This is a genomic window from Aquabacterium sp., assembly GCF_021768455.1.
Taxonomy (GTDB): domain Bacteria; phylum Pseudomonadota; class Gammaproteobacteria; order Burkholderiales; family Burkholderiaceae_C; genus Aquabacterium.
The window spans coordinates 1-17,729 of the sequence record NZ_JAIZVX010000094.1 but is presented as its reverse complement, the minus strand read 5'-3'; the positions used below and the strand labels follow the sequence as shown (position 1 = coordinate 17,729).

Below are 17,729 nucleotides of genomic sequence, written 5' to 3'. Positions count from 1 at the left end.
CCGACAGGAATCGAACCTGTATTTGCCGCTTAGGAGGCGGCCGTTCTATCCATTGAACTACGGAGAGCTGGACCTCAGGCACCCGGGGCGGGTGCCATGTGCACCACCGTGGCGGTGCAGGGCGGCATTATGCCTTGAGCAGGCCCTTGGTCTCGATGAAGGCGATGACGTCGGCCAGACCCTGCCTGGTCTTCAGGTTGGTCATGGCGTAAGGGCGTGTGGGCCGCATGCGTTGCGTGTCGGCCTCCATGATGGCCAGATCGGCGCCCACGTGCGGGGCCAGGTCGGTCTTGTTGATCACGAAGAGGTCGCTCTTGGTGATGCCGGGGCCGCCCTTGCGCGGGATCTTTTCACCGGCGGCCACGTCGATCACGTAGATGGTGAGGTCGCTGAGCTCGGGGCTGAAGGTGGCGGCCAGGTTGTCACCGCCGGACTCGATGAAGACGATGTCGGCATTGGGGTACTTGGCCAGCATGCGGTCGACGGCTTCGAGGTTGATCGAGGCGTCTTCGCGGATGGCGGTGTGCGGGCAGCCACCGGTTTCCACACCCATGATGCGGTCCGGGTCGAGGGCACCGGCCACGGTCAGCAGGCGCTGGTCTTCCTTGGTGTAGATGTCGTTGGTGATGACGACCAGGTCGTACTGCTCACGCATGGTCTTGCAGAGCATTTCGAGCAGGGTGGTCTTGCCGGAGCCCACTGGGCCGCCCACGCCCACGCGCAGGGGAGGGAGCTTTTTGGTGCGGCCAGGGATGTGGTGGAGGGCGCTCATGATCGGAAGAGTCGGGAGTATTGCGTTTCATGCCGGGCACTGAGGATGGCCAGCATGGGGGTGAAGGCCTGGCGCTGCGAGTCGGGCAGCGTCAGGGCGTGGTCGATGGCGGCCGGGATGGCCTCGATCAGGCTTTGCAGCATGCGCTGGCCGGCGGACTGGCCCAGGGGCACGGCCTTGATGGCGGCCTGGACCATGTTCTCGGCCCAGCCGAAGGCAAAGCTCAGCAAGGCTTCGCGGATGGCCTCTTCGCTGTGGCCCGCCTGTGTGGGCTGGGGGAGGCACTGCGCCACGGCCAGGGCGAAGGCGATGGGCCAGGTTGGGGCCGGGGGCAGGGCGGCGCATTGTTGAAGCCGCGGGTCGCCCTCGGCGCTGAGGGCTTCTCCGCCACGGTTGTGCAGCCAGGCCACCAGTGAGCGGCCCATTTGCTCGGTCTGCAGGCGCAGCTCGCTGGTTTCACGTGTGAGCGTGACCCAGGCGTTGAGTTCGGTGATGCGGGCCAAGTCGCCGCGCTGCCAGGCGGGCACGGCCTTGGCGACCACGGCCAGGTCGGCGCGGGCCAGGCTGAGGTGGAGTTGGTCGCGCAACCAGGCCGCCGCCTTGGCTTCGGTGTCGGCCAGGCCGGAGGCGATGGCGGCCTCCAGCCCTTCTGAATAGCTGAATCCGCCCACGGGCAGGGCGGGCGAAGCCAGCCACATGAGCTGGAGCCGGGCCCCGGGGCTCAGCGGCGCGGGGCGGGGAACAACACGGGGCATGTGTGTGGGCGACCGTTCAGTGATCGTGTCCGCAGCCGGGGCCGTGAACGTGGCCGGGCTGCCCATGGGCGGGCGCCTCGGCGGCCTTGATGGCGATGCCGATGGGCTTGCCGCGGCTCACCGGGGCGGCGGGCTGGGCGTGGGCATGATCGTGGCCACACGAAGGCCCATGCACATGGCCGGGTTCGCCATGGGCCGGGTTGGCGTGGCTGTGATCGTGGTCGTGGTCGTGTGCATGGCCATGATCGTGACCATGGCTGTGTCCGCCAGCGGCATAGGCGCCACCCTCGGGTTCGAAGCCTTCGTGGGCCTCGCGCACGGTGAGGTGCATGGCGCGCAGCATGTCGGCCAGCACATGGTCGGGCTCGATCTTGAGGTGATCGGGCTTGAGCTCGATCTGCACATGGCGGTTGCCCAGGTGGTAGGCGGCGCGCACCAGGTCGAAGGGCGAGCCGTGGTCGGCGCAAGGCGTGATCACCAGCACCGGCTGGGGCGCAGCCAGCACCTTGATCATCGAGCCATCTTCGGCCACCAGCACGTCACCGCCGCGCACCAGGGTGCCACGGGGCAGGAAGACGCCCAGGGTGCGGCCCTGGCTGTCGGTGGCATCGAAGCGGCTTTTCTGGCGCACGTCCCAGTCGAGCTCGACGGTGGCGGCGCGCTTGAGCAGCACGGAGGCCAGTCCCTGGCCTTGCGAAAGGAGTTTGTTGACGGTCAGCATCCCGGCAGTGTCCGTCAAAACAGGAAGTAGCGCTGGGCCATGGGCAGGCTGGTGGCGGGTTCGCAGGTCAGCAACTGGCCGTCGGCGCGCACCTGGTAGGTTTGCGGGTCGATTTCCATCTTCGGCAGGTAGGCGTTGTGCACCATGTCGGTCTTCTGGACACTGCGGCAGCCACGCACGGCCACGGTCTGCTTGCGCAGGCCGAGTTGCTCGGGCAGGCCGGCGGCGATCGAGGCCTGGCTCATGAAGGTCAGCGAGGTGCGGGCCACGGCGCCACCGAAGGCGCCGAACATGGGGCGGTAGTGCACGGGCTGCGGCGTGGGGATGGATGCGTTGGGGTCGCCCATGGCCGCTGCGGCGATGAAGCCGCCTTTCATGATGATGCTGGGCTTGACGCCAAAGAAGCCGGGCTTCCACAGCACCAGGTCGGCGAACTTGCCTTCTTCGATGCTGCCGACCTCGTGGCCCACGCCGTGCGCCAGCGCGGGGTTGATGGTGTACTTGGCCACGTAGCGTTTGACGCGGGCGTTGTCGTGGCGATCGCTGTCCCCGGGCAGCTTGCCGCGCTGGGACTTCATCTTGTGGGCCGTTTGCCAGGTGCGCATGATCACCTCGCCCACGCGGCCCATGGCCTGTGAGTCCGAGCTGAACATGCTGATGGCGCCCAGGTCATGCAGGATGTCTTCGGCGGCGATGGTCTCGCGGCGGATGCGGCTCTCGGCAAAGGCCAGGTCCTCGGCGATCGAGGCGTCCAGGTGGTGGCACACCATGAGCATGTCGAGGTGCTCGTCGATGGTGTTGACCGTGAAAGGCCGCGTCGGGTTGGTCGATGACGGCAGCACATTGAGTTCGCCCACCACCTTCATGATGTCGGGCGCATGCCCGCCGCCCGCGCCTTCGGTGTGGAAGCTGTGGATGGTGCGGCCCTTGAAGGCCGCAACGGTGTCTTCCACAAAACCCGATTCGTTCAGCGTGTCGGAGTGGATGGCGACCTGGATGTCGGTCTCTTCGGCCACCGTCAGGCAGGTGTCGATGGCCGCGGGCGTGGTGCCCCAGTCTTCGTGCAGCTTGAGGCCGATCACGCCGGCATGGACCTGCTGGCGCAGCGCCTCGGGTTGCGAGGCGTTGCCCTTGCCCAGGAAGCCCAGGTTCATCGGGAAGGCCTCGGCGGCCTTGAGCATCAGGGCGATGTTGTCGGGACCGGGCGTGCAGGTGGTGGCGAAGGTGCCCGTTGCCGGGCCGGTGCCGCCGCCGATCATGGTGGTCACGCCGCTGTTGAGCGCTTCTTCGATCTGCTGCGGGCAGATGAAGTGGATGTGGGTGTCGATGCCGCCGGCCGTGACGATCATGCCTTCGGCGGCGATGATTTCGGTGCCCGGGCCGATGACGATGTCGACGCCTGGTTGCACATCAGGGTTGCCGGCCTTGCCGATCTTGACGATGCGGCCGCCTTTGAGGCCGATGTCGGCCTTGACGATGCCCCAGTGGTCGAGGATGAGTGCGTTGGTCAGCACGCAGTCGGCGGCTTCATGGGCGGCGGGGCCGTTGATGCGCTGCCCCTGGCCCATGCCGTCGCGGATGGTCTTGCCACCGCCGAACTTCACTTCTTCGCCGTAGCCGCCCGCGCCCAGGGTCAGGTCGCGCTCGACCTCGATCACCAGGTTGGTGTCGGCCAGGCGGAGTCGGTCTCCGGTGGTGGGGCCGAACATTTCGGCATAGGCGCGTCGGTTGATGCTGGCCATTTTCAGGGGTCCTGTCGGGTCTTGTTCAGAGAGCGCGCTCGCAGGCCGGTCGGGGTGTGACCGGGCCGGGGCGCATCACGGTGTTTCAGAGCGGGCCTTGGGTGAGGCCACGGAAGCCGTACACCACGCGGTCGCCAGCGAAGTCGACCAGTTCGACGGTGCGCTGCTGGCCGGGCTCGAAGCGCACGGCGGTGCCCGAGGCGATGTTCAGGCGCATGCCGCGGGCGGCACTGCGGTCAAAGCTGAGGGCGCCGTTGGTCTCGGCAAAGTGGTAGTGCGAGCCGACCTGGATGGGCCGGTCGCCCGCGTTCTCGACCACCAGGGTGAGCGTGCGGCGGCCAGGGTTGATGTCGATGTCGGGGCCGTCGGTGAGCAGCTCGCCCGGGATCATTTGCGGCCCCCGAACCACAGCGCGGCACCCACGATGGCCATGGCCACGAAGCCCCAGGCGTCGGTGGGGTGCCAGTGGGAGAAGCCGTCCAGGCCATGGCCCTCGTGGGCCCAGGCGGTGCTGGCGAGCAGGGAAGCGGGGAGGGCGGCGAGGCTGAAGCGTGTCATGGCAAGGGGCTCCGGAAGGCGAAGGCTGAGGGGCAGGCAAAACAGGCTGATGGCCGACTGGCACCCTGGGGCTTTGTATCGGCATGGTGCGCAGCGAGGGGCATGGCCGCGTTCTGGATGCCTGCCCGCTGGCTTTGTCAGCTTGTTTGCGCTGTTTTGGTGCGTTAATGGGGTTTGCTGGTCGGGTTACGCAATGGGTTGGTGCACGGTCACCAACTTGGTGCCATCCGGGAAGGTGGCTTCGATCTGGATGTCGGGGATCATTTCGGGGATGCCCTCCATCACGTCGGCCCGGCTCAGCACGGTCTTGCCCTCGCTCATGAGCTGGGCGACGCTCTTGCCGTCACGGGCGCCTTCCATGATGGCAGCGGTGATCAGGGCCACGGCCTCGGGGTAGTTGAGCTTCAGGCCACGGGCTTTGCGGCGTTCGGCCAGCAAGGCGGCGGTGAAGATCAGCAGCTTGTCTTTCTCGCGGGAGGTCAGTTCCATGGGGTCTCTCGTGGCGTCTCTTGGTGGACGAAGCGGTCGCGGCGGCACCGAAATTGCGGCACCGAGCGGGCTCACCCTCCCACTATGCAAGACCCAGACCCAAGCCGTCCAGCCTTTCGCGCGCCCCCGCCATCAACGCACACGCCGCCCACCTTGTCCGAATCGGCCGACCAGGGCAGCGAGGCGCTGCAGCGCGTGGTCAAGGTGCGCCGCGACTACAACACCTGGGTCGCGAGCGAGACGCTGGAGGACTACGCCCTGCGCTTCACGCCCCGCTCGGCCCGCCGCTGGAGCGAGTGGCGCGTGGCCAACACGGCCTTTGGCGCGGCCTCCTTCCTGGTGCTGGAGGCCGTGGGTGCCACGCTGCTGGTGGACCACGGCTTCGTCAACGCCTTCTGGGCCATCCTGGCCACAGGGCTGATCATCCTGCTGGCCGGCTGGCCCATCAGCGTCTACGCGGCCCGCCATGGCGTCGACATGGACCTGCTCACCCGCGGCGCGGGCTTTGGCTACATCGGCTCGACCATCACTTCTCTCATTTACGCCAGCTTCACCTTCATCTTCTTTGCGCTCGAGGCGGCCGTCATGGCTTACGCCCTGGAGCTGGCTTTCGACATCCCGCCGGCCTGGGGCTACCTCATCTGCGCCCTGGTGGTGGTGCCGCTGGTCACCCATGGCGTCACCATCATCAGTCGCCTGCAGCTGCTCACCCTGCCGCTGTGGCTGCTGATGCTGGCCTTGCCATTTGTCTATGTCTTCAAGGACCACCCAGGCATCCTTCGCGATCTGGCCGCCTACCCGGGGCAGGATGGCCAGCATGGCGGCTTTGACCTGATCGCCTTCGGCTCGGCCCTGACCGTCGGTGTCGCCCTGATCACGCAGATGGGCGAGCAGGCCGATTACCTGCGCTTCATGCCCGAGGCCAGGCCAGGGCGACAAGGTCGCTGGTGGGCCGCGGTGTTCGTGGGCGGGCCAGGCTGGGTGATTCCGGGCGTGCTGAAGATGCTGGGTGGCGCCTTGCTGGCCTGGCTGGCGATCAGCTTTTCTGTGCCCGTGGAGCGCGCCCTCGATCCCAACCAGATGTACCTGGTCGCCTGGGAAAAAATCTTCCCGCATCAGGGGCTGGCCATCGCGGCGGTGGCGCTTTTCGTGGTGGTGTCGCAGCTCAAGATCAATGTCACCAATGCCTATGCGGGCTCGCTTGCCTGGTCCAACTTTTTCGCGCGGGTCACGCACAGCCACCCTGGGCGCGTGGTGTGGGTGGTGTTCAACGCGCTGATCGCGCTGCTGCTGATGGAGTTGAACCTCTTTCAGGCCCTGAGCAAGGTGCTGGGCCTGTACGGCAACATCGCCATTGCCTGGATGATGGCCGTGGTGGCCGATCTGGTGGTCAACAAGCCCATGGGCTGGTCGCCCAAAGGCATCGAGTTCAAGCGCGCCCACCTCTACGACATCAACCCGGTGGGCGTGGGCGCCATGGGGGCGGCCTCGGTGCTGTCGGTGATGGCGCACGTGGGCTGGCTGGGGGAGCTGGCTCAGGCCTTCTCGGCCGTGATCGCCATGGTGGTGGCCTTTGTGGTCTCACCCCTCATCGCCTGGGCCACCCAAGGGCGCTACTACCTGGCCCGTCAACCGCTGGTGGACGAAAGCTCAGGTGAGGGCTCAGGGGAGGGGGCAGATCAGGGCTCACCACTGGCCAAGGTGATCCGCCTGCGGGCCCTGCACCGCTGTACCGTGTGCGAGCGCGAATACGAGCAGGACGATGTGGCGCACTGCCCGGCCTACCAGGGCTTCATCTGCTCGCTGTGCTGCTCGCTTGATGCCCGCTGCCAGGACCTCTGCAAGCCCGAAGCCCGCTGGGCCGAGCAATGGCGAGCCCTGGGCCAGCGCCTGATGCCCCAGCTGCTGTGGCGCCGGCTGGACACCGAACTGGGCCAGTTCGTCATGGTGATGCTGGTGCTGGGGCCGCTGCTGGCGGGCCTCTTTGGCCTGGTCTACCAGCAGCAGGTGCGCGACCTCGATGTGCTCGACCTCACCTCCACCGAGGCCGCTGCCGAGATGCTGCGTGCCGCCTTCACCAAGGTGTTTGCGGCCCTGCTGCTGATCGCCGGGGTGGTGGGCTGGTGGGTGGTGCTCACGCACAAGAGCCGGCAGGTGGCGCAGGAAGAGTCCAACCGACAGACCCATCTGCTGGTGCGCGAAATCGAATCTCACCGCATCACCGACGAGAAGCTGCAGCAGGCCAAGCAGACGGCCGAGCAGGCCAATCAGGCCAAAAGCCGCTACATCTCGACCATCAGCCACGAACTGCGCACGCCGCTCAATGGCATCCTGGGTTATGCCCAGTTGCTGGACGAAGACGCCCGCCTGCCCGAGCACGTCAAGCACGCGGTGGGCGTGATAAAGCGGGGTGGCGACCACCTGCTCTCCCTGATCGAAGGCACGCTGGACATTGCCCGCATCGAGAGCGGCAAGCTGACGCTGGACGTGAAGCCCGTGCGCCTGGCGGAGTTGCTGCAGCAGATGATCAGCCTGATCGAGCCTGAGGCGCGCGCCAAGCAGCTGCGCTTCGTGGTCGACCTCGACGACACCCTGCCTGAGGCCGTGCGTGCCGACGAGCGCCGCGTGCGCCAGATCCTGTTCAACGTGCTGGGCAATGCGGTGAAGTTCACCCAGAGCGGTGAGGTGCGCTTCAAGGTGCGTTACGCCCGCGAGATCGCCCAGGTCGACATCAGTGACACCGGCCCGGGCATCGCGCAAAGCGAGATCGACAAGGTCTTCGAGCCTTTTGCCCGGGGTTCGTCGGCCGCGGGCAACTCGGCCAGCGGCACCGGCCTGGGCCTGACGATCAGCAAGATGCTCACCGACCTCATGGGTGGCGAGATGAGCGTGCGCAGCACCCTGGGTGAGGGCACGACCTTCCGCATCCGGCTTTTCCTGCCTCAGGTGCGCATGGCGGGCCTGGCGCCGACCGTGATCCGGGGGCAGCGCACCGGCTATGTGGGCGAACGCCGCCGCATCTGGGTGGTTGACAACGAAGAGGCGGACCGAGGCCTGCTGGTGCGCATCCTCGAACCCCTGGGCTTCGAGGTCACGCCGATCGCATCCGGCGTGGAATGCCTGGCCCAACTGCGGTCCTGCCCCCCCATGCTGATGCCGCACGCCCTGTTCATGGACCTGGCCATGCCTGGCCTGGACGGCTGGGCCACGCTGCGCGCCATCCAGGATCAGGGGCTGAGCCAGGCGCCCGCGGCCATCGTGTCGGCCAACGCCTTCGACAAGGCCCTGGACAACGACGTGGGCATCGGCCCGGAAGACTTCATCGTCAAGCCGGTGCGGGTGCCAGAGCTGCTGGACTGGCTGGGGCGGCGTCTGGCGCTGCAGTGGATCGAGGTGGAGCGCGCCCCGGCTGCCTTGCCCACAGCGCCCATGGTGCCGGCGGTGGGCGATGCCCGCGCTGATGCCTTGCCGTCGCTGGCCGCCCTGCGCAGCCTGGAGGACCAGGTGCATGCCGGCTACATCCGCGGGGTGCACAAGGCGCTCGATCAGATCGCACTCGCCGAGCCTCGGTGTGAGGCCTTTGTGCAGCGCCTGCGTGGCATGGCGCGCCAGTTCCAGCTCGACGCCATGGCCAGTCTGCTCAAGGATGCGCTGGCCCAGGCACAATCCGAAGTCTGATCCCGCCGTAACCCGTGAGCCCGCCCGCCATGTTCGAGAGACTCGACCGCAGCCGCACCGACGTCGTGCTCATCGTGGACGACGTGCCCGACAACCTCTCGCTGTTGCACGACGCGCTCGACGAGGAGGGTTACACCGTGCTGGTGGCCACCCACGGCGAAGCCGCTTTGCAGCGTGCACGCCAGGCCGTGCCCGACATCATCCTGCTCGACGCCATCATGCCCGGCATGGACGGCTTCGAGGTGGCGCGCCAGCTCAAGGCCATGGCCGAGACCAGCCACATCCCCATCGTGTTCATGACCGGTCTGACCGAGACCGAGCACGTGGTGGCGGCTTTCCAGGCGGGGGGCGTCGATTACGTGGTCAAGCCCATCCGGCCGCGTGAGGTGCTGGCCCGCATCGAAGCCCACATGCAAGGCGCACGGCAGGCCCGCCAGGCCCGCAATGCCCTCGATGCCTTTGGCCATGCCTCCATCACCGTGCGCGTGGCCGATGGTCGCATCCTCTGGCAGACGCCGCTGGCGCGCAAGCTGCTGCTGGCCTACTTTGATTGCCCCGAATCGGTGGCGCCGCAGGAACTGGCCGACTGGCTGCGGGTGGCCGTTCCCCGTCTGAACGAGGCCATGGCGGCAGGGCAGCCCCCGGTGTCGCCCCCCACCTGGACAGTGAACCAGGGCGGCCGACAGCTGAGCTTTGCCCTGCACCAGCCCACGGGCGACGACGACTGGCTGCTGGTGATGCAGGAAAGCTCTGACCAGGCTGCGATGGACGCCCTGAGTGCCGAGTTCAAGCTCACCGCCCGCGAAGGCGAGGTGCTGTACTGGGTGGTCAAGGGCAAGACCAACCGCGACATCGGCGACATCCTGGGCAGCAGCCCGGCCACCGTCAAGAAGCAGCTGGAGCACATCTTTGCCAAGCTCGGCGTCGAGACCCGCACCGCCGCGGCGGGCCTGGCCATGAGCCGGGTGGCGCAATTGAAGTCCCGTTGAGGGGCGGCTTCAGACCTTGGGCAGGTCCACCTCGCGCGGGCTGTGGCCTTGTGAGACCAGCCAGTCGCGCAGCGCCAGCCCCGTGGCCGCTGGCCAGTAGGTGGCCTGGTCGAAGCTGATGCGCTGGTAGTCGATCAGTTCTTCGTTCAGCGTGACCGTGCCCTGCGTTCGGACGTGGTACACGATGAGCAGCTGGTTCTTGCGCGGGAAGGGGTAAAGCCCGACGAAGCAAGGTGGCCCATCGGCGTCCAGGCCGAGCTCCTCTTTGACCTCGCGAACCACGGCCTCTTCCGGGCTGGGGTCGTGTTTCTCCAGGAAACCGGTGATCAGCGCATAAAAGGGCGTGGGCCAGGCCGCGTTGCGCGCCAGGATCAGCTGCCCTTCGTGTTCGACGATGGCGGCCACCACGGGCACCGGGTTGTCCCAGTGCACATAGCCGCATGCCGGGGCAGGGCAGGTGGCGCGGGGTACGCCTTCGTGAGCCTGTTCAATCAGGGGGGCGGCGCATTGCGGGCAGAAGGTGTGGGCCATGTGGGTGCGTCATCCAATCGGAAAGCCCTTGATCAGCGCACGCTGGATGCGCTGCGAGGTCACCGCCAGTGTGGCCTGGTGAATGGGCGCCAGGGCCTGCCAATGCCCTTCGAAGTCGGCTCGGCACTGCTCGAAGAGGTGGCTAGGCCCTGCGGTGACGATGTCGTTGCCACCCTCGTCGGACAGCACCGAGATCATCGACCCTGAAAATGCCTTGAACAGGCGCTTGCCGATCTCGCGTGTCTGGTCGGTGTCGGCCTGCACATTGGCCACCAGCAGCCCTTCGGGCTTGAGTGCCTTGCGGCAGTGGTTGTAGAAGCTGCGAGAACACAGCGGCTCGGCAATGCCTTCGCCGGTGAAGCCGTCCACCAGGATCAGGTCGTAGGCCTGCGGCGGTTTGGCCATGAACTTCGCGCCGTCGTCGCACACGGTCTGCAGGCGGGCGTCGTCTGGAGGAATGTGGAAGGCGTCGCGCAGGTCGATCACGCTCTGGCTGATTTCGACCACCGTGAGGTGGGCCTCGGGCACGTGGCGGTGCAGGTACTTGAGCATGGAGCCGCCTCCCAGCCCGATCATCAGCACCCGCGCAGGTGTCGGGTTGAAGAGCAGGGCGCCCATCATGGTTCGGGTGTAGTCCAGCACCAGGTCGGTGGGGTCTTCCAGTCGCATGCAGCTCTGGATCAGGGTGCCCTCGAAGCTGAGGGTCACGGTCTGGCTGTTCTGGCGCAGCCTGGGTTCGTCGGTCATGGGGTGGGAGTCTGCCATCGATACGCCATGTGGCGTATTCCTGGTTTTTGGGCCCCTCGGCACACTGAACGCATCCGATCACAAAGCCCACCGCAAGGTGGCACCGATCGGAACCCAGCCTCACTTCGTTTTGCGTTCAACCCCACCGCTTCAAAGGAGCGTACTTCCATGAACATGTCTCGTCGCAGCGCCGTCCAGTCCCTGTCCGCCGTCGCCCTGGGCGTCGCCGGTCTGGCATTCAGCACCATGGTGCAAGCCGCCGACACCATCAAGGTCGGTGTGTTGCACTCCCTGTCTGGCACGATGGCCATTTCCGAGACCGTCCTGAAGGACACCGTGCTGATGGCCATTGACGAGATCAATGCCAAGGGCGGCCTGCTGGGCAAGAAGCTGGAGCCTGTGGTCGTCGACCCGGCTTCGAACTGGCCGCTGTTCGCCGAAAAGGCCAAGCAGTTGCTGACGCAAGACAAGGTGGCCGTGACCTTCGGCTGCTGGACCTCGGTGTCGCGCAAGTCGGTGCTGCCGGTTTACAAGGAAAACAACGGCCTGCTGTTCTACCCCGTTCAGTACGAAGGTGAAGAGCTCGAGAAGAACGTGTTCTACACGGGCGCCGCTCCCAACCAGCAGGCCATCCCCGCTGTCGAATACCTGATGAGCAAAGATGGTGGTTCGGCCAAGCGCTTCGTGCTGCTGGGCACCGACTACGTCTACCCCCGCACGACCAACAAGATCCTGCGCGCGTTCCTGAAGTCCAAGGGTGTGGCTGATGCCGACATCATGGAGGAGTACACCCCCTTCGGTCACTCCGACTACCAGACCATCATCGCCAAGATCAAGAAGTTCGCTGCCGAAGGCAAGAAGACCGCTGTGGTCTCCACCATCAACGGTGACTCCAACGTGCCTTTCTACAAGGAACTGGGCAACCAGGGCCTGAAGGCCAAGGACGTGCCGGTCGTCGCCTTCTCTGTGGGTGAAGAAGAACTGCGTGGCGTGGACACCAAGCCCCTGGTCGGTCACCTCGCTGCCTGGAACTATTTCATGAGCATCAAGAGCCCGGCCAACACCGAGTTCATCAAGAAGTGGTCGGCTTATGCCAAGGCCAAGAACATCGCCGGTCACAAGGACAAGCCCCTGACCAACGACCCGATGGAAGCCACCTACATCGGCATCAACATGTGGGCCCAGGCAGTGAAGAAGGCCGGCTCCACCGACGTGGACAAGGTGATCAAGGCCATGGCCGGTCAGACCTTCCCTGCACCGGGCGGCTTCATGTCCAAGATGGACGAGAAGAACCACCACCTGCACAAGCCGGTTTTCATCGGCGAAGTCAAGGCCGACGGCCAGTTCAAGGTGGTCTGGAAGACCCCGGGCCCGGTCAAGGCCCAGCCTTGGAGCCCCTACATCCCTGGCAACGACGTCAAGAAGGACGAGCCCGAAGCCAAGTGATCGCCGGATGTGATCGCTTGATCTGAGCGGGTGCCCGTCCCCGCCAGCGTGCTCCCGGTGTGATGGCCGGGTGTGCGAGCCAGACGGGAAGAACCTTGATGCAGAGCGGTTCGCCCCCTGGTGGGTCACGCCAGGGGGCGCCTTTTTTTCTGCCTTGAATGCGAGAGACAGGACATGCCTGTGAACCCCATGCACGATGCCGCGCCCACCGCCTCCGGAGCAGCCTTTCGGAAAGCGCCTCGGCTGCTGAGCCGCCTGGCCGCGACCTTGTTGGCCGCAGCGGCCACCGTGAGCTTGAGCGCCGCCTGGTTGCCAGCCCACGCCCTCACGGCCGATGAGGCCTTTTCGGTTGCCGGTGGCGACAACGATGCCCGCATTGCCGCCCTGCAGAAGCTGATCGTCAAGAACGACCCGGCTTTGCCCGCCTTCCTGCAGGCCCTGGCCGACGACACCGTGAAGGTGGCCGGCACCAAGGCCTACATCGTCAATGGTGACGAGGTGACCGTTGCCGGCAGCGGCGAAGCCGCCAAGCTGCCCGAAGACGCCGAAGACGTGGTCAACAACAACCGCATGGGCAACGAGATCGAGGCCGCGCTGGGCGCCAGCAAGCTGGCATCGCCCGATGTGGCCACGCGCGCCGAGGGCATCGATTCGCTCTCGAAAGCCGCCGATGAATCCAAGCTGGCCATCATCGACCAGGCCCTCTCCACCGAGACCGATGCCAAGCTCAAGGCCCAGCTGCTGGGCGTGCGGGCCAAGGCCTTGCTGAACGCGGCGGACCCCGCCAAACGCATCGAAGCCGTCAAGGCCCTGGCTGCACAGGGCAGCCCCGAATCCCGCGCCCTGCTGATGGAGCGCATCCAGGACGCGGCTGAAACCGATGCCGCTGTCAAAGGGGCCTTGCAACTGGCGATCGACCAGGTCAACCGCAAACTGGCCTGGGGCGAGTACGCCGGCGTGCTGTTCACCGGCATCAGCCTGGGTTCGATCCTGCTGCTGGCCGCACTGGGTCTCGCCATCACCTACGGCCTGATGGGCGTGATCAACATGGCCCACGGCGAGCTGATGATGATCGGCGCCTATGCCACCTTCTTCGTGCAGAACCTGTTCCGTCAGCATTTCCCAGGCGCGTTCGACTGGTACCTGCTGCTGGCCGTGCCCGTCTCCTTCCTGGCCGCCGCCGCGGTGGGGGCGGTGCTGGAGCGTGGCGTGTTCCGCTTCCTGTATGGCCGCCCGCTGGAAACCCTGCTGGCCTCCTGGGGCGTGAGCCTGGTGCTGATGCAGGCCGTGCGCACCGTGTTCGGAGCCCAGAACGTGCAGGTCGAGAACCCGAGCTGGATGTCGGGCGGCTTTGACGTGCTGAGCAACCTGACCCTGCCTTACAACCGCCTGGTCATCATCGCCTTTGCCGCCTTCGTGCTGGTGGGCATGACCCTCCTGATCGCCAAGACCCGCATGGGCCTCTTCGTGCGCAGCGTCACCCAGAACCGCCCGATGGCGTCGTGCGTGGGCGTCAACACCGCCAAGGTCGACACCATGGCCTTCTCCTTGGGCGCAGGCATCGCGGGGCTGGCCGGTTGTGCGCTTTCACAGATCGGCAACGTGGGCCCCGACCTCGGCCAGAACTACATCGTCGACTCCTTCATGGTCGTGGTGCTGGGCGGCGTCGGGCAGATTGCCGGCACCGTCTACGCCGCCCTGGGCCTCGGCCTGATCAACAAGGGCCTTGAGGGCTGGACCGGCGCCGTGCTGGCCAAGATCCTGGTGCTGGTCATCGTCGTGATCTTCATCCAGAAGCGTCCGCAAGGTCTCTTCGCGATGAAGGGCCGCAGTGCAGAGGCTTGACCCACCCCCGACACGCTGAAGAGATGAACACACCATGACGACAAGTTCTGTTCTCCCCCCGTCGGCCCTGCCGACGCTCACCATCCCCCGCAGTGCGTTGGGCCCGCAGGGCTGGACGGCCCTGATGGCCGCGGTGATCACCGTGGTCGTGCTGGCACCGGTGCTCAACCTGGTGGTGCCTGCCGACTCGGCCTTCCACCTGTCGGACTTTGCGCTGGCGCTGATTGGCAAGATCATGTGCTACGCCATCTGTGCGCTGGCCATGGACCTGATCTGGGGCTACACCGGCATCCTCTCGCTGGGCCACGGCCTGTTCTTTGCGCTTGGCGGTTACGGCATGGGCATGTACCTCATGCGCCAGATCGGCCGTGATGGCAGCTACAAGAGCGACCTGCCCGACTTCATGGTCTTCCTCGACTGGAAGACGGTGCCCTGGCACTGGACCTTCTCCGAGTCCTTCATCGCCCAGATGATCCTGGTGGTGCTGGTGCCTGGCCTGATCGCCTTCGTGTTCGGCTTCTTCGCCTTCCGTTCGCGCATCAAGGGTGTCTACTTCTCCATCATCACCCAGGCGCTGACCTACGCGGCGATGCTGCTCTTCTTCCGCAACGAGACGGGTTTTGGCGGCAACAACGGCTTCACCGACTTCAAGCGCATCCTGGACATCCCGCTGGCCCAGCCCTCGACGCGCATGGTGCTCTTCGTGATCACGGGCCTCACGCTGATCGGCTTCTACCTGATGGCCCGCTGGCTGGTGAACACCAAGTTCGGTCGGGTGCTGCAGGCCATCCGCGATGCCGAAAACCGCGTCATGTTCTGCGGCTACAACCCCCTGGCCTACAAGCTCGCCATCTGGACGCTTTCTGCCGTGATGTGCGCCATCGCCGGGGCCCTGTATGTGCCCCAGGTGGGCATCATCAACCCGGGTGAAATGTCGGCCGCATCGGGCATCGAGATCGCCATCTGGGCGGCCGTGGGTGGCCGGGCCACGCTGATCGGCCCGATCATCGGCGCCTTTTTCGTCAACGGTGCCAAGAGCTGGTTCACCCAGGTCTTCCCCGAATTCTGGCTTTACTTCCTCGGGATGCTCTTCATCCTGGTGACGCTGTTCCTGCCCAACGGGATCGTGGGTGGCGTCAAGCAACTGTTCAACAAGAAGGCCGAGGTGAAGGCATGACCCCCGACTTGATGGAAGACCGCGCACAGGCCCTGGCCCGCGCCTACGCCACCCCCACCAACGCCGGTGAATCCGGTGGCCGTGAAGCCGCCTACGGCCGCGTGGTGGAAGACGCCGACCTGGTGGACCTGAGCCATGGTCGCATCCTCTACCTTGACGACATCGAAGTCAGCTTCGATGGCTTCAAGGCGCTCAACAAGCTGAGCCTGGACATCTCGGTGGGTGAGATGCGCTGCATCATCGGCCCCAACGGTGCCGGCAAGACCACGATGATGGACGTCATCACAGGCAAGACCCGCCCTGACAGCGGCACCGCCTTCTTTGGCTCCACGATCGACCTGCTCAAGCGCCGCGAGAACGAGATCGCCCAGATCGGCATCGGCCGCAAGTTCCAGAAGCCCACGGTGTTCGAGCACCTCACGGTCTTCGAGAACCTGGAGCTCTCGCTCAAGGCAGACCGCCGTGCCCGTGCCTCGGTGTTCTTCAAGCTCAACAGCGCGCAGCTGGACCGCATCGCCGAGATGCTCAAGCTCATCCACCTGCAAAGCCAGGCCCAGCGTGTGGCCGGCTTGCTGTCTCACGGGCAGAAGCAGTGGCTGGAGATCGGCATGTTGCTCATGCAGGACCCCAAGCTGCTGCTGCTCGACGAGCCTGTGGCCGGCATGACCGATGAGGAAACCGAGCGCACCGCCGAACTCTTCCTCTCGCTGGAAGGTGCGCACTCGCTGGTGGTGGTCGAGCACGACATGAAGTTCATCCACGAGCTGACCACGCAGGGCGCCAATGCCGCCAGGAAGAAGGTCACGGTGCTGTGCGATGGCTCGGTGCTGGCCGAAGGCACGCTGGCCGAGGTGCAGGCCAATGACAAGGTTGTGGAAGTCTATCTGGGACGCTGATCATGCTGAAAGTCGAAACCGTCAACCAGTACTACGGTGGCTCGCACATCCTGCGCGGCCTGGACTTCGAGGCCAAGGTGGGCGAGGTCACGGTGGTCCTTGGGCGCAATGGCGTGGGCAAGACCACGCTGCTCAAAAGCCTGATGGGCCTGGTGCCGATCAAGTCGGGCGCGATCAAGCTCGATGGTCAGGCCATCGACAAGCTCAAGCCCTACGAGCGCGTGCGTCTGGGGCTGGGTTATGTGCCTCAGGGCCGCGAGATCTTCGGGCGCCTCACGGTGGCCGAGAACCTGCAGATGGGCCTGGCCAGCAAGCCAGGCAACACGCCCCTGCCAGAGCAGCTTTTCGAGCTCTTCCCGGTGCTCAAGCAGATGCTGCACCGCCGAGGCGGTGACCTCTCGGGCGGGCAGCAACAGCAGCTGGCCATCGCCCGGGCGCTGGCGGCCGGCCCCAAGCTGCTCATCCTCGATGAGCCGACCGAAGGCATCCAGCCCAGCATCATCAAGGACATCGGCCGCGCCATCCGCAAGCTGGCCGACGAGGGCCTGAACGGCCAGAAGATGGCCGTGGTGCTGGTCGAGCAGTTCTACGACTTTGCCGCCGAACTGGCCGACCAGTACCTGGTGATGGAGCGCGGTGAGGTCATCCAGCGCGGCCGTGGGGTAGACATGGAAGCCGAAGGCGTGCGCCAGCTGATGTCGATCTGATCGGCCGGCGCAGCAGGGAGCGCACCGCCCTTCAGCGGTTGCTCTCCTTGTCGATCACCCACTGACCGGACTCCTGCTTCCAGGTCAGGACCTTGCGCGACACGTCCTTGAAGTTGCTGGAGGTGTAGCGCTGGGTGAAGGCGGTCGTGACCGTGTCGCCCTGTGCCGTGGCCTGGATGTTTTCGACCAGCACGACGATGGGGCCCGGTTTGGCCAGAAGGCGCTGGCGTTCCTGCGTCCAGCGCGCGCGGTCGCCTTGCGCTGGCGTGAAGCCCTTGGCGTAGAAGGCTGCGTACTTGGGGTGGTCCTTGCTCATCCAGGCCGCAGCCCAGTCACGCAGACGCTGGCTCACGGCATCGGCGTCGGTGCTGGCTTTCGTCGATCCCCCTGTCGGCAGGGCAGAGGGTGTGGCCATCGGGGCGTTGGCTCCCACGGGCGCTTGCTGGCGCGCACGTTGGTCGAGCGTGCTCAGTGGGGTGGACGCGGCATCGATGGCGAGCACGGGGCAGCGCTGTGCGGCCTCGTCGCCGGCTTGCCAGTCGGCGGTGCCTTCCGGTGCGGCGTCTTCGCCCTGGGCCTGCAGGCCAAGCTGAGTCAGCAAGGTGTGGCGGGCTGCATGCGTGCGGGCCTGGGCGGTCTGCAGGTCCCACTCGGCGTTGGCGTAGGCGCGTTTGGC

16 protein-coding genes and 1 pseudogene are annotated in these 17,729 nt (G+C 65.9%); 7 read left to right on the top strand and 10 right to left on the bottom strand.

Features of this window, described 5'->3' with window-relative positions:
• Window positions 1–127: 127 nt before the first annotated feature.
• The 7 genes from ureG to QZ994_RS12940 all read right to left on the bottom strand — a co-directional run bounded on the left by ureG (window position 128) and on the right by QZ994_RS12940 (window position 5,037).
• Complete coding sequence (ureG, locus tag QZ994_RS12970; RefSeq protein WP_290872139.1) at window positions 128–772, bottom strand: urease accessory protein UreG; 645 nt, start codon at window positions 770–772, stop codon at window positions 128–130.
• Window positions 769–1,527, bottom strand: a complete 759-nt coding sequence (locus QZ994_RS12965) for an urease accessory protein UreF (protein ID WP_290872136.1) — start codon at window positions 1,525–1,527, stop codon at window positions 769–771. Before QZ994_RS12965 ends, ureG begins: the two co-directional genes overlap by 4 nt.
• A gap of 16 nt (window positions 1,528–1,543) precedes the next feature.
• Window positions 1,544–2,248, bottom strand: a complete 705-nt coding sequence (gene ureE / locus QZ994_RS12960; RefSeq protein ID WP_290872133.1) for an urease accessory protein UreE — start codon at window positions 2,246–2,248, stop codon at window positions 1,544–1,546.
• Window positions 2,249–2,262: 14 nt separating this feature from the next.
• Complete coding sequence (gene ureC, locus QZ994_RS12955; protein WP_290872130.1) at window positions 2,263–3,990, bottom strand: urease subunit alpha; 1,728 nt, start codon at window positions 3,988–3,990, stop codon at window positions 2,263–2,265.
• A gap of 85 nt (window positions 3,991–4,075) precedes the next feature.
• Window positions 4,076–4,381 carry an urease subunit beta gene (locus tag QZ994_RS12950; protein WP_290872126.1) on the bottom strand — a complete coding sequence of 102 codons (306 nt, stop codon included), beginning with the start codon at window positions 4,379–4,381 and terminating at the stop codon, window positions 4,076–4,078.
• Window positions 4,378–4,548 (bottom strand): hypothetical protein, encoded by a 171-nt coding sequence (locus QZ994_RS12945; protein WP_290872123.1) that lies wholly within the window; start codon window positions 4,546–4,548, stop codon window positions 4,378–4,380. The genes QZ994_RS12950 and QZ994_RS12945 overlap by 4 nt, the downstream gene beginning before the upstream one ends.
• A 186-nt stretch (window positions 4,549–4,734) precedes the next feature.
• The gene (locus QZ994_RS12940) at window positions 4,735–5,037 is read right to left on the bottom strand and encodes an urease subunit gamma (RefSeq protein ID WP_290872120.1); all 303 of its coding nucleotides are present in this window, start codon (window positions 5,035–5,037) and stop codon (window positions 4,735–4,737) included.
• An 84-nt stretch (window positions 5,038–5,121) separates the two neighbouring features.
• Here QZ994_RS12940 and QZ994_RS12935 point away from each other — a divergent pair, with 84 nt between their 5' ends.
• Both QZ994_RS12935 and QZ994_RS12930 read left to right on the top strand, forming a co-directional pair.
• On the top strand, window positions 5,122–8,715 hold the full coding sequence (locus tag QZ994_RS12935) for an ATP-binding protein (RefSeq protein WP_290872117.1): 3,594 nt from the start codon (window positions 5,122–5,124) through the stop codon (window positions 8,713–8,715).
• 29 nt (window positions 8,716–8,744) lie between these two features.
• On the top strand, window positions 8,745–9,704 hold the full coding sequence (locus QZ994_RS12930; protein ID WP_290872114.1) for a response regulator transcription factor: 960 nt from the start codon (window positions 8,745–8,747) through the stop codon (window positions 9,702–9,704).
• A 9-nt stretch (window positions 9,705–9,713) separates the two neighbouring features.
• Here QZ994_RS12930 and QZ994_RS12925 read toward each other — a convergent pair whose 3' ends face one another.
• Window positions 9,714–10,235, bottom strand: a complete 522-nt coding sequence (locus QZ994_RS12925; RefSeq protein WP_290872112.1) for an NUDIX domain-containing protein — start codon at window positions 10,233–10,235, stop codon at window positions 9,714–9,716.
• Window positions 10,236–10,244: 9 nt separating this feature from the next.
• Window positions 10,245–10,982 carry a fused MFS/spermidine synthase gene (locus QZ994_RS12920; RefSeq protein WP_290872109.1) on the bottom strand — a complete coding sequence of 246 codons (738 nt, stop codon included), beginning with the start codon at window positions 10,980–10,982 and terminating at the stop codon, window positions 10,245–10,247.
• Between the two features lie 174 nt (window positions 10,983–11,156).
• On the opposite strand from QZ994_RS12920, the gene urtA reads away from it, so the two are divergent.
• The 5 genes from urtA to urtE all read left to right on the top strand — a co-directional run bounded on the left by urtA (window position 11,157) and on the right by urtE (window position 17,053).
• Complete coding sequence (gene urtA / locus QZ994_RS12915; protein WP_290872142.1) at window positions 11,157–12,428, top strand: urea ABC transporter substrate-binding protein; 1,272 nt, start codon at window positions 11,157–11,159, stop codon at window positions 12,426–12,428.
• 174 nt (window positions 12,429–12,602) lie between these two features.
• The gene (gene urtB / locus QZ994_RS12910; RefSeq protein ID WP_290872105.1) at window positions 12,603–14,273 is read left to right on the top strand and encodes an urea ABC transporter permease subunit UrtB; all 1,671 of its coding nucleotides are present in this window, start codon (window positions 12,603–12,605) and stop codon (window positions 14,271–14,273) included.
• A 34-nt stretch (window positions 14,274–14,307) separates the two neighbouring features.
• The gene (gene urtC / locus QZ994_RS12905) at window positions 14,308–15,450 is read left to right on the top strand and encodes an urea ABC transporter permease subunit UrtC (protein ID WP_290872103.1); all 1,143 of its coding nucleotides are present in this window, start codon (window positions 14,308–14,310) and stop codon (window positions 15,448–15,450) included.
• Window positions 15,447–16,346 (top strand): urea ABC transporter ATP-binding protein UrtD, encoded by a 900-nt coding sequence (urtD, locus tag QZ994_RS12900; RefSeq protein WP_290872100.1) that lies wholly within the window; start codon window positions 15,447–15,449, stop codon window positions 16,344–16,346. Before urtC ends, urtD begins: the two co-directional genes overlap by 4 nt.
• 2 nt (window positions 16,347–16,348) lie before the next feature.
• On the top strand, window positions 16,349–17,053 hold the full coding sequence (gene urtE, locus QZ994_RS12895) for an urea ABC transporter ATP-binding subunit UrtE (RefSeq protein WP_290872097.1): 705 nt from the start codon (window positions 16,349–16,351) through the stop codon (window positions 17,051–17,053).
• A 31-nt stretch (window positions 17,054–17,084) separates the two neighbouring features.
• On the opposite strand, the pseudogene QZ994_RS12890 reads toward urtE, so the two are convergent.
• A pseudogene (locus QZ994_RS12890) lies at window positions 17,085–17,729 on the bottom strand (hypothetical protein); the annotation flags it as partial.

Excerpts from the sequence above, each read along its gene's own strand:
- ureG (WP_290872139.1), bottom strand. The coding sequence starts at position 772 with ATGAGCGCCCTCCACCACATCCCTGGCCGCACCAAAAAGCTCCCTCCC.
- QZ994_RS12965 (WP_290872136.1), bottom strand. The coding sequence starts at position 1,527 with ATGCCCCGTGTTGTTCCCCGCCCCGCGCCGCTGAGCCCCGGGGCCCGG.
- ureE (WP_290872133.1), bottom strand. The coding sequence starts at position 2,248 with ATGCTGACCGTCAACAAACTCCTTTCGCAAGGCCAGGGACTGGCCTCC.
- ureC (WP_290872130.1), bottom strand. The coding sequence starts at position 3,990 with ATGGCCAGCATCAACCGACGCGCCTATGCCGAAATGTTCGGCCCCACC.
- QZ994_RS12950 (WP_290872126.1), bottom strand. The coding sequence starts at position 4,381 with ATGATCCCGGGCGAGCTGCTCACCGACGGCCCCGACATCGACATCAAC.
- QZ994_RS12945 (WP_290872123.1), bottom strand. The coding sequence starts at position 4,548 with ATGACACGCTTCAGCCTCGCCGCCCTCCCCGCTTCCCTGCTCGCCAGC.
- QZ994_RS12940 (WP_290872120.1), bottom strand. The coding sequence starts at position 5,037 with ATGGAACTGACCTCCCGCGAGAAAGACAAGCTGCTGATCTTCACCGCC.
- QZ994_RS12935 (WP_290872117.1), top strand. The coding sequence starts at position 5,122 with ATGCAAGACCCAGACCCAAGCCGTCCAGCCTTTCGCGCGCCCCCGCCA.
- QZ994_RS12930 (WP_290872114.1), top strand. The coding sequence starts at position 8,745 with ATGTTCGAGAGACTCGACCGCAGCCGCACCGACGTCGTGCTCATCGTG.
- QZ994_RS12925 (WP_290872112.1), bottom strand. The coding sequence starts at position 10,235 with ATGGCCCACACCTTCTGCCCGCAATGCGCCGCCCCCCTGATTGAACAG.
- QZ994_RS12920 (WP_290872109.1), bottom strand. The coding sequence starts at position 10,982 with ATGACCGACGAACCCAGGCTGCGCCAGAACAGCCAGACCGTGACCCTC.
- urtA (WP_290872142.1), top strand. The coding sequence starts at position 11,157 with ATGTCTCGTCGCAGCGCCGTCCAGTCCCTGTCCGCCGTCGCCCTGGGC.
- urtB (WP_290872105.1), top strand. The coding sequence starts at position 12,603 with ATGCCTGTGAACCCCATGCACGATGCCGCGCCCACCGCCTCCGGAGCA.
- urtC (WP_290872103.1), top strand. The coding sequence starts at position 14,308 with ATGACGACAAGTTCTGTTCTCCCCCCGTCGGCCCTGCCGACGCTCACC.
- urtD (WP_290872100.1), top strand. The coding sequence starts at position 15,447 with ATGACCCCCGACTTGATGGAAGACCGCGCACAGGCCCTGGCCCGCGCC.
- urtE (WP_290872097.1), top strand. The coding sequence starts at position 16,349 with ATGCTGAAAGTCGAAACCGTCAACCAGTACTACGGTGGCTCGCACATC.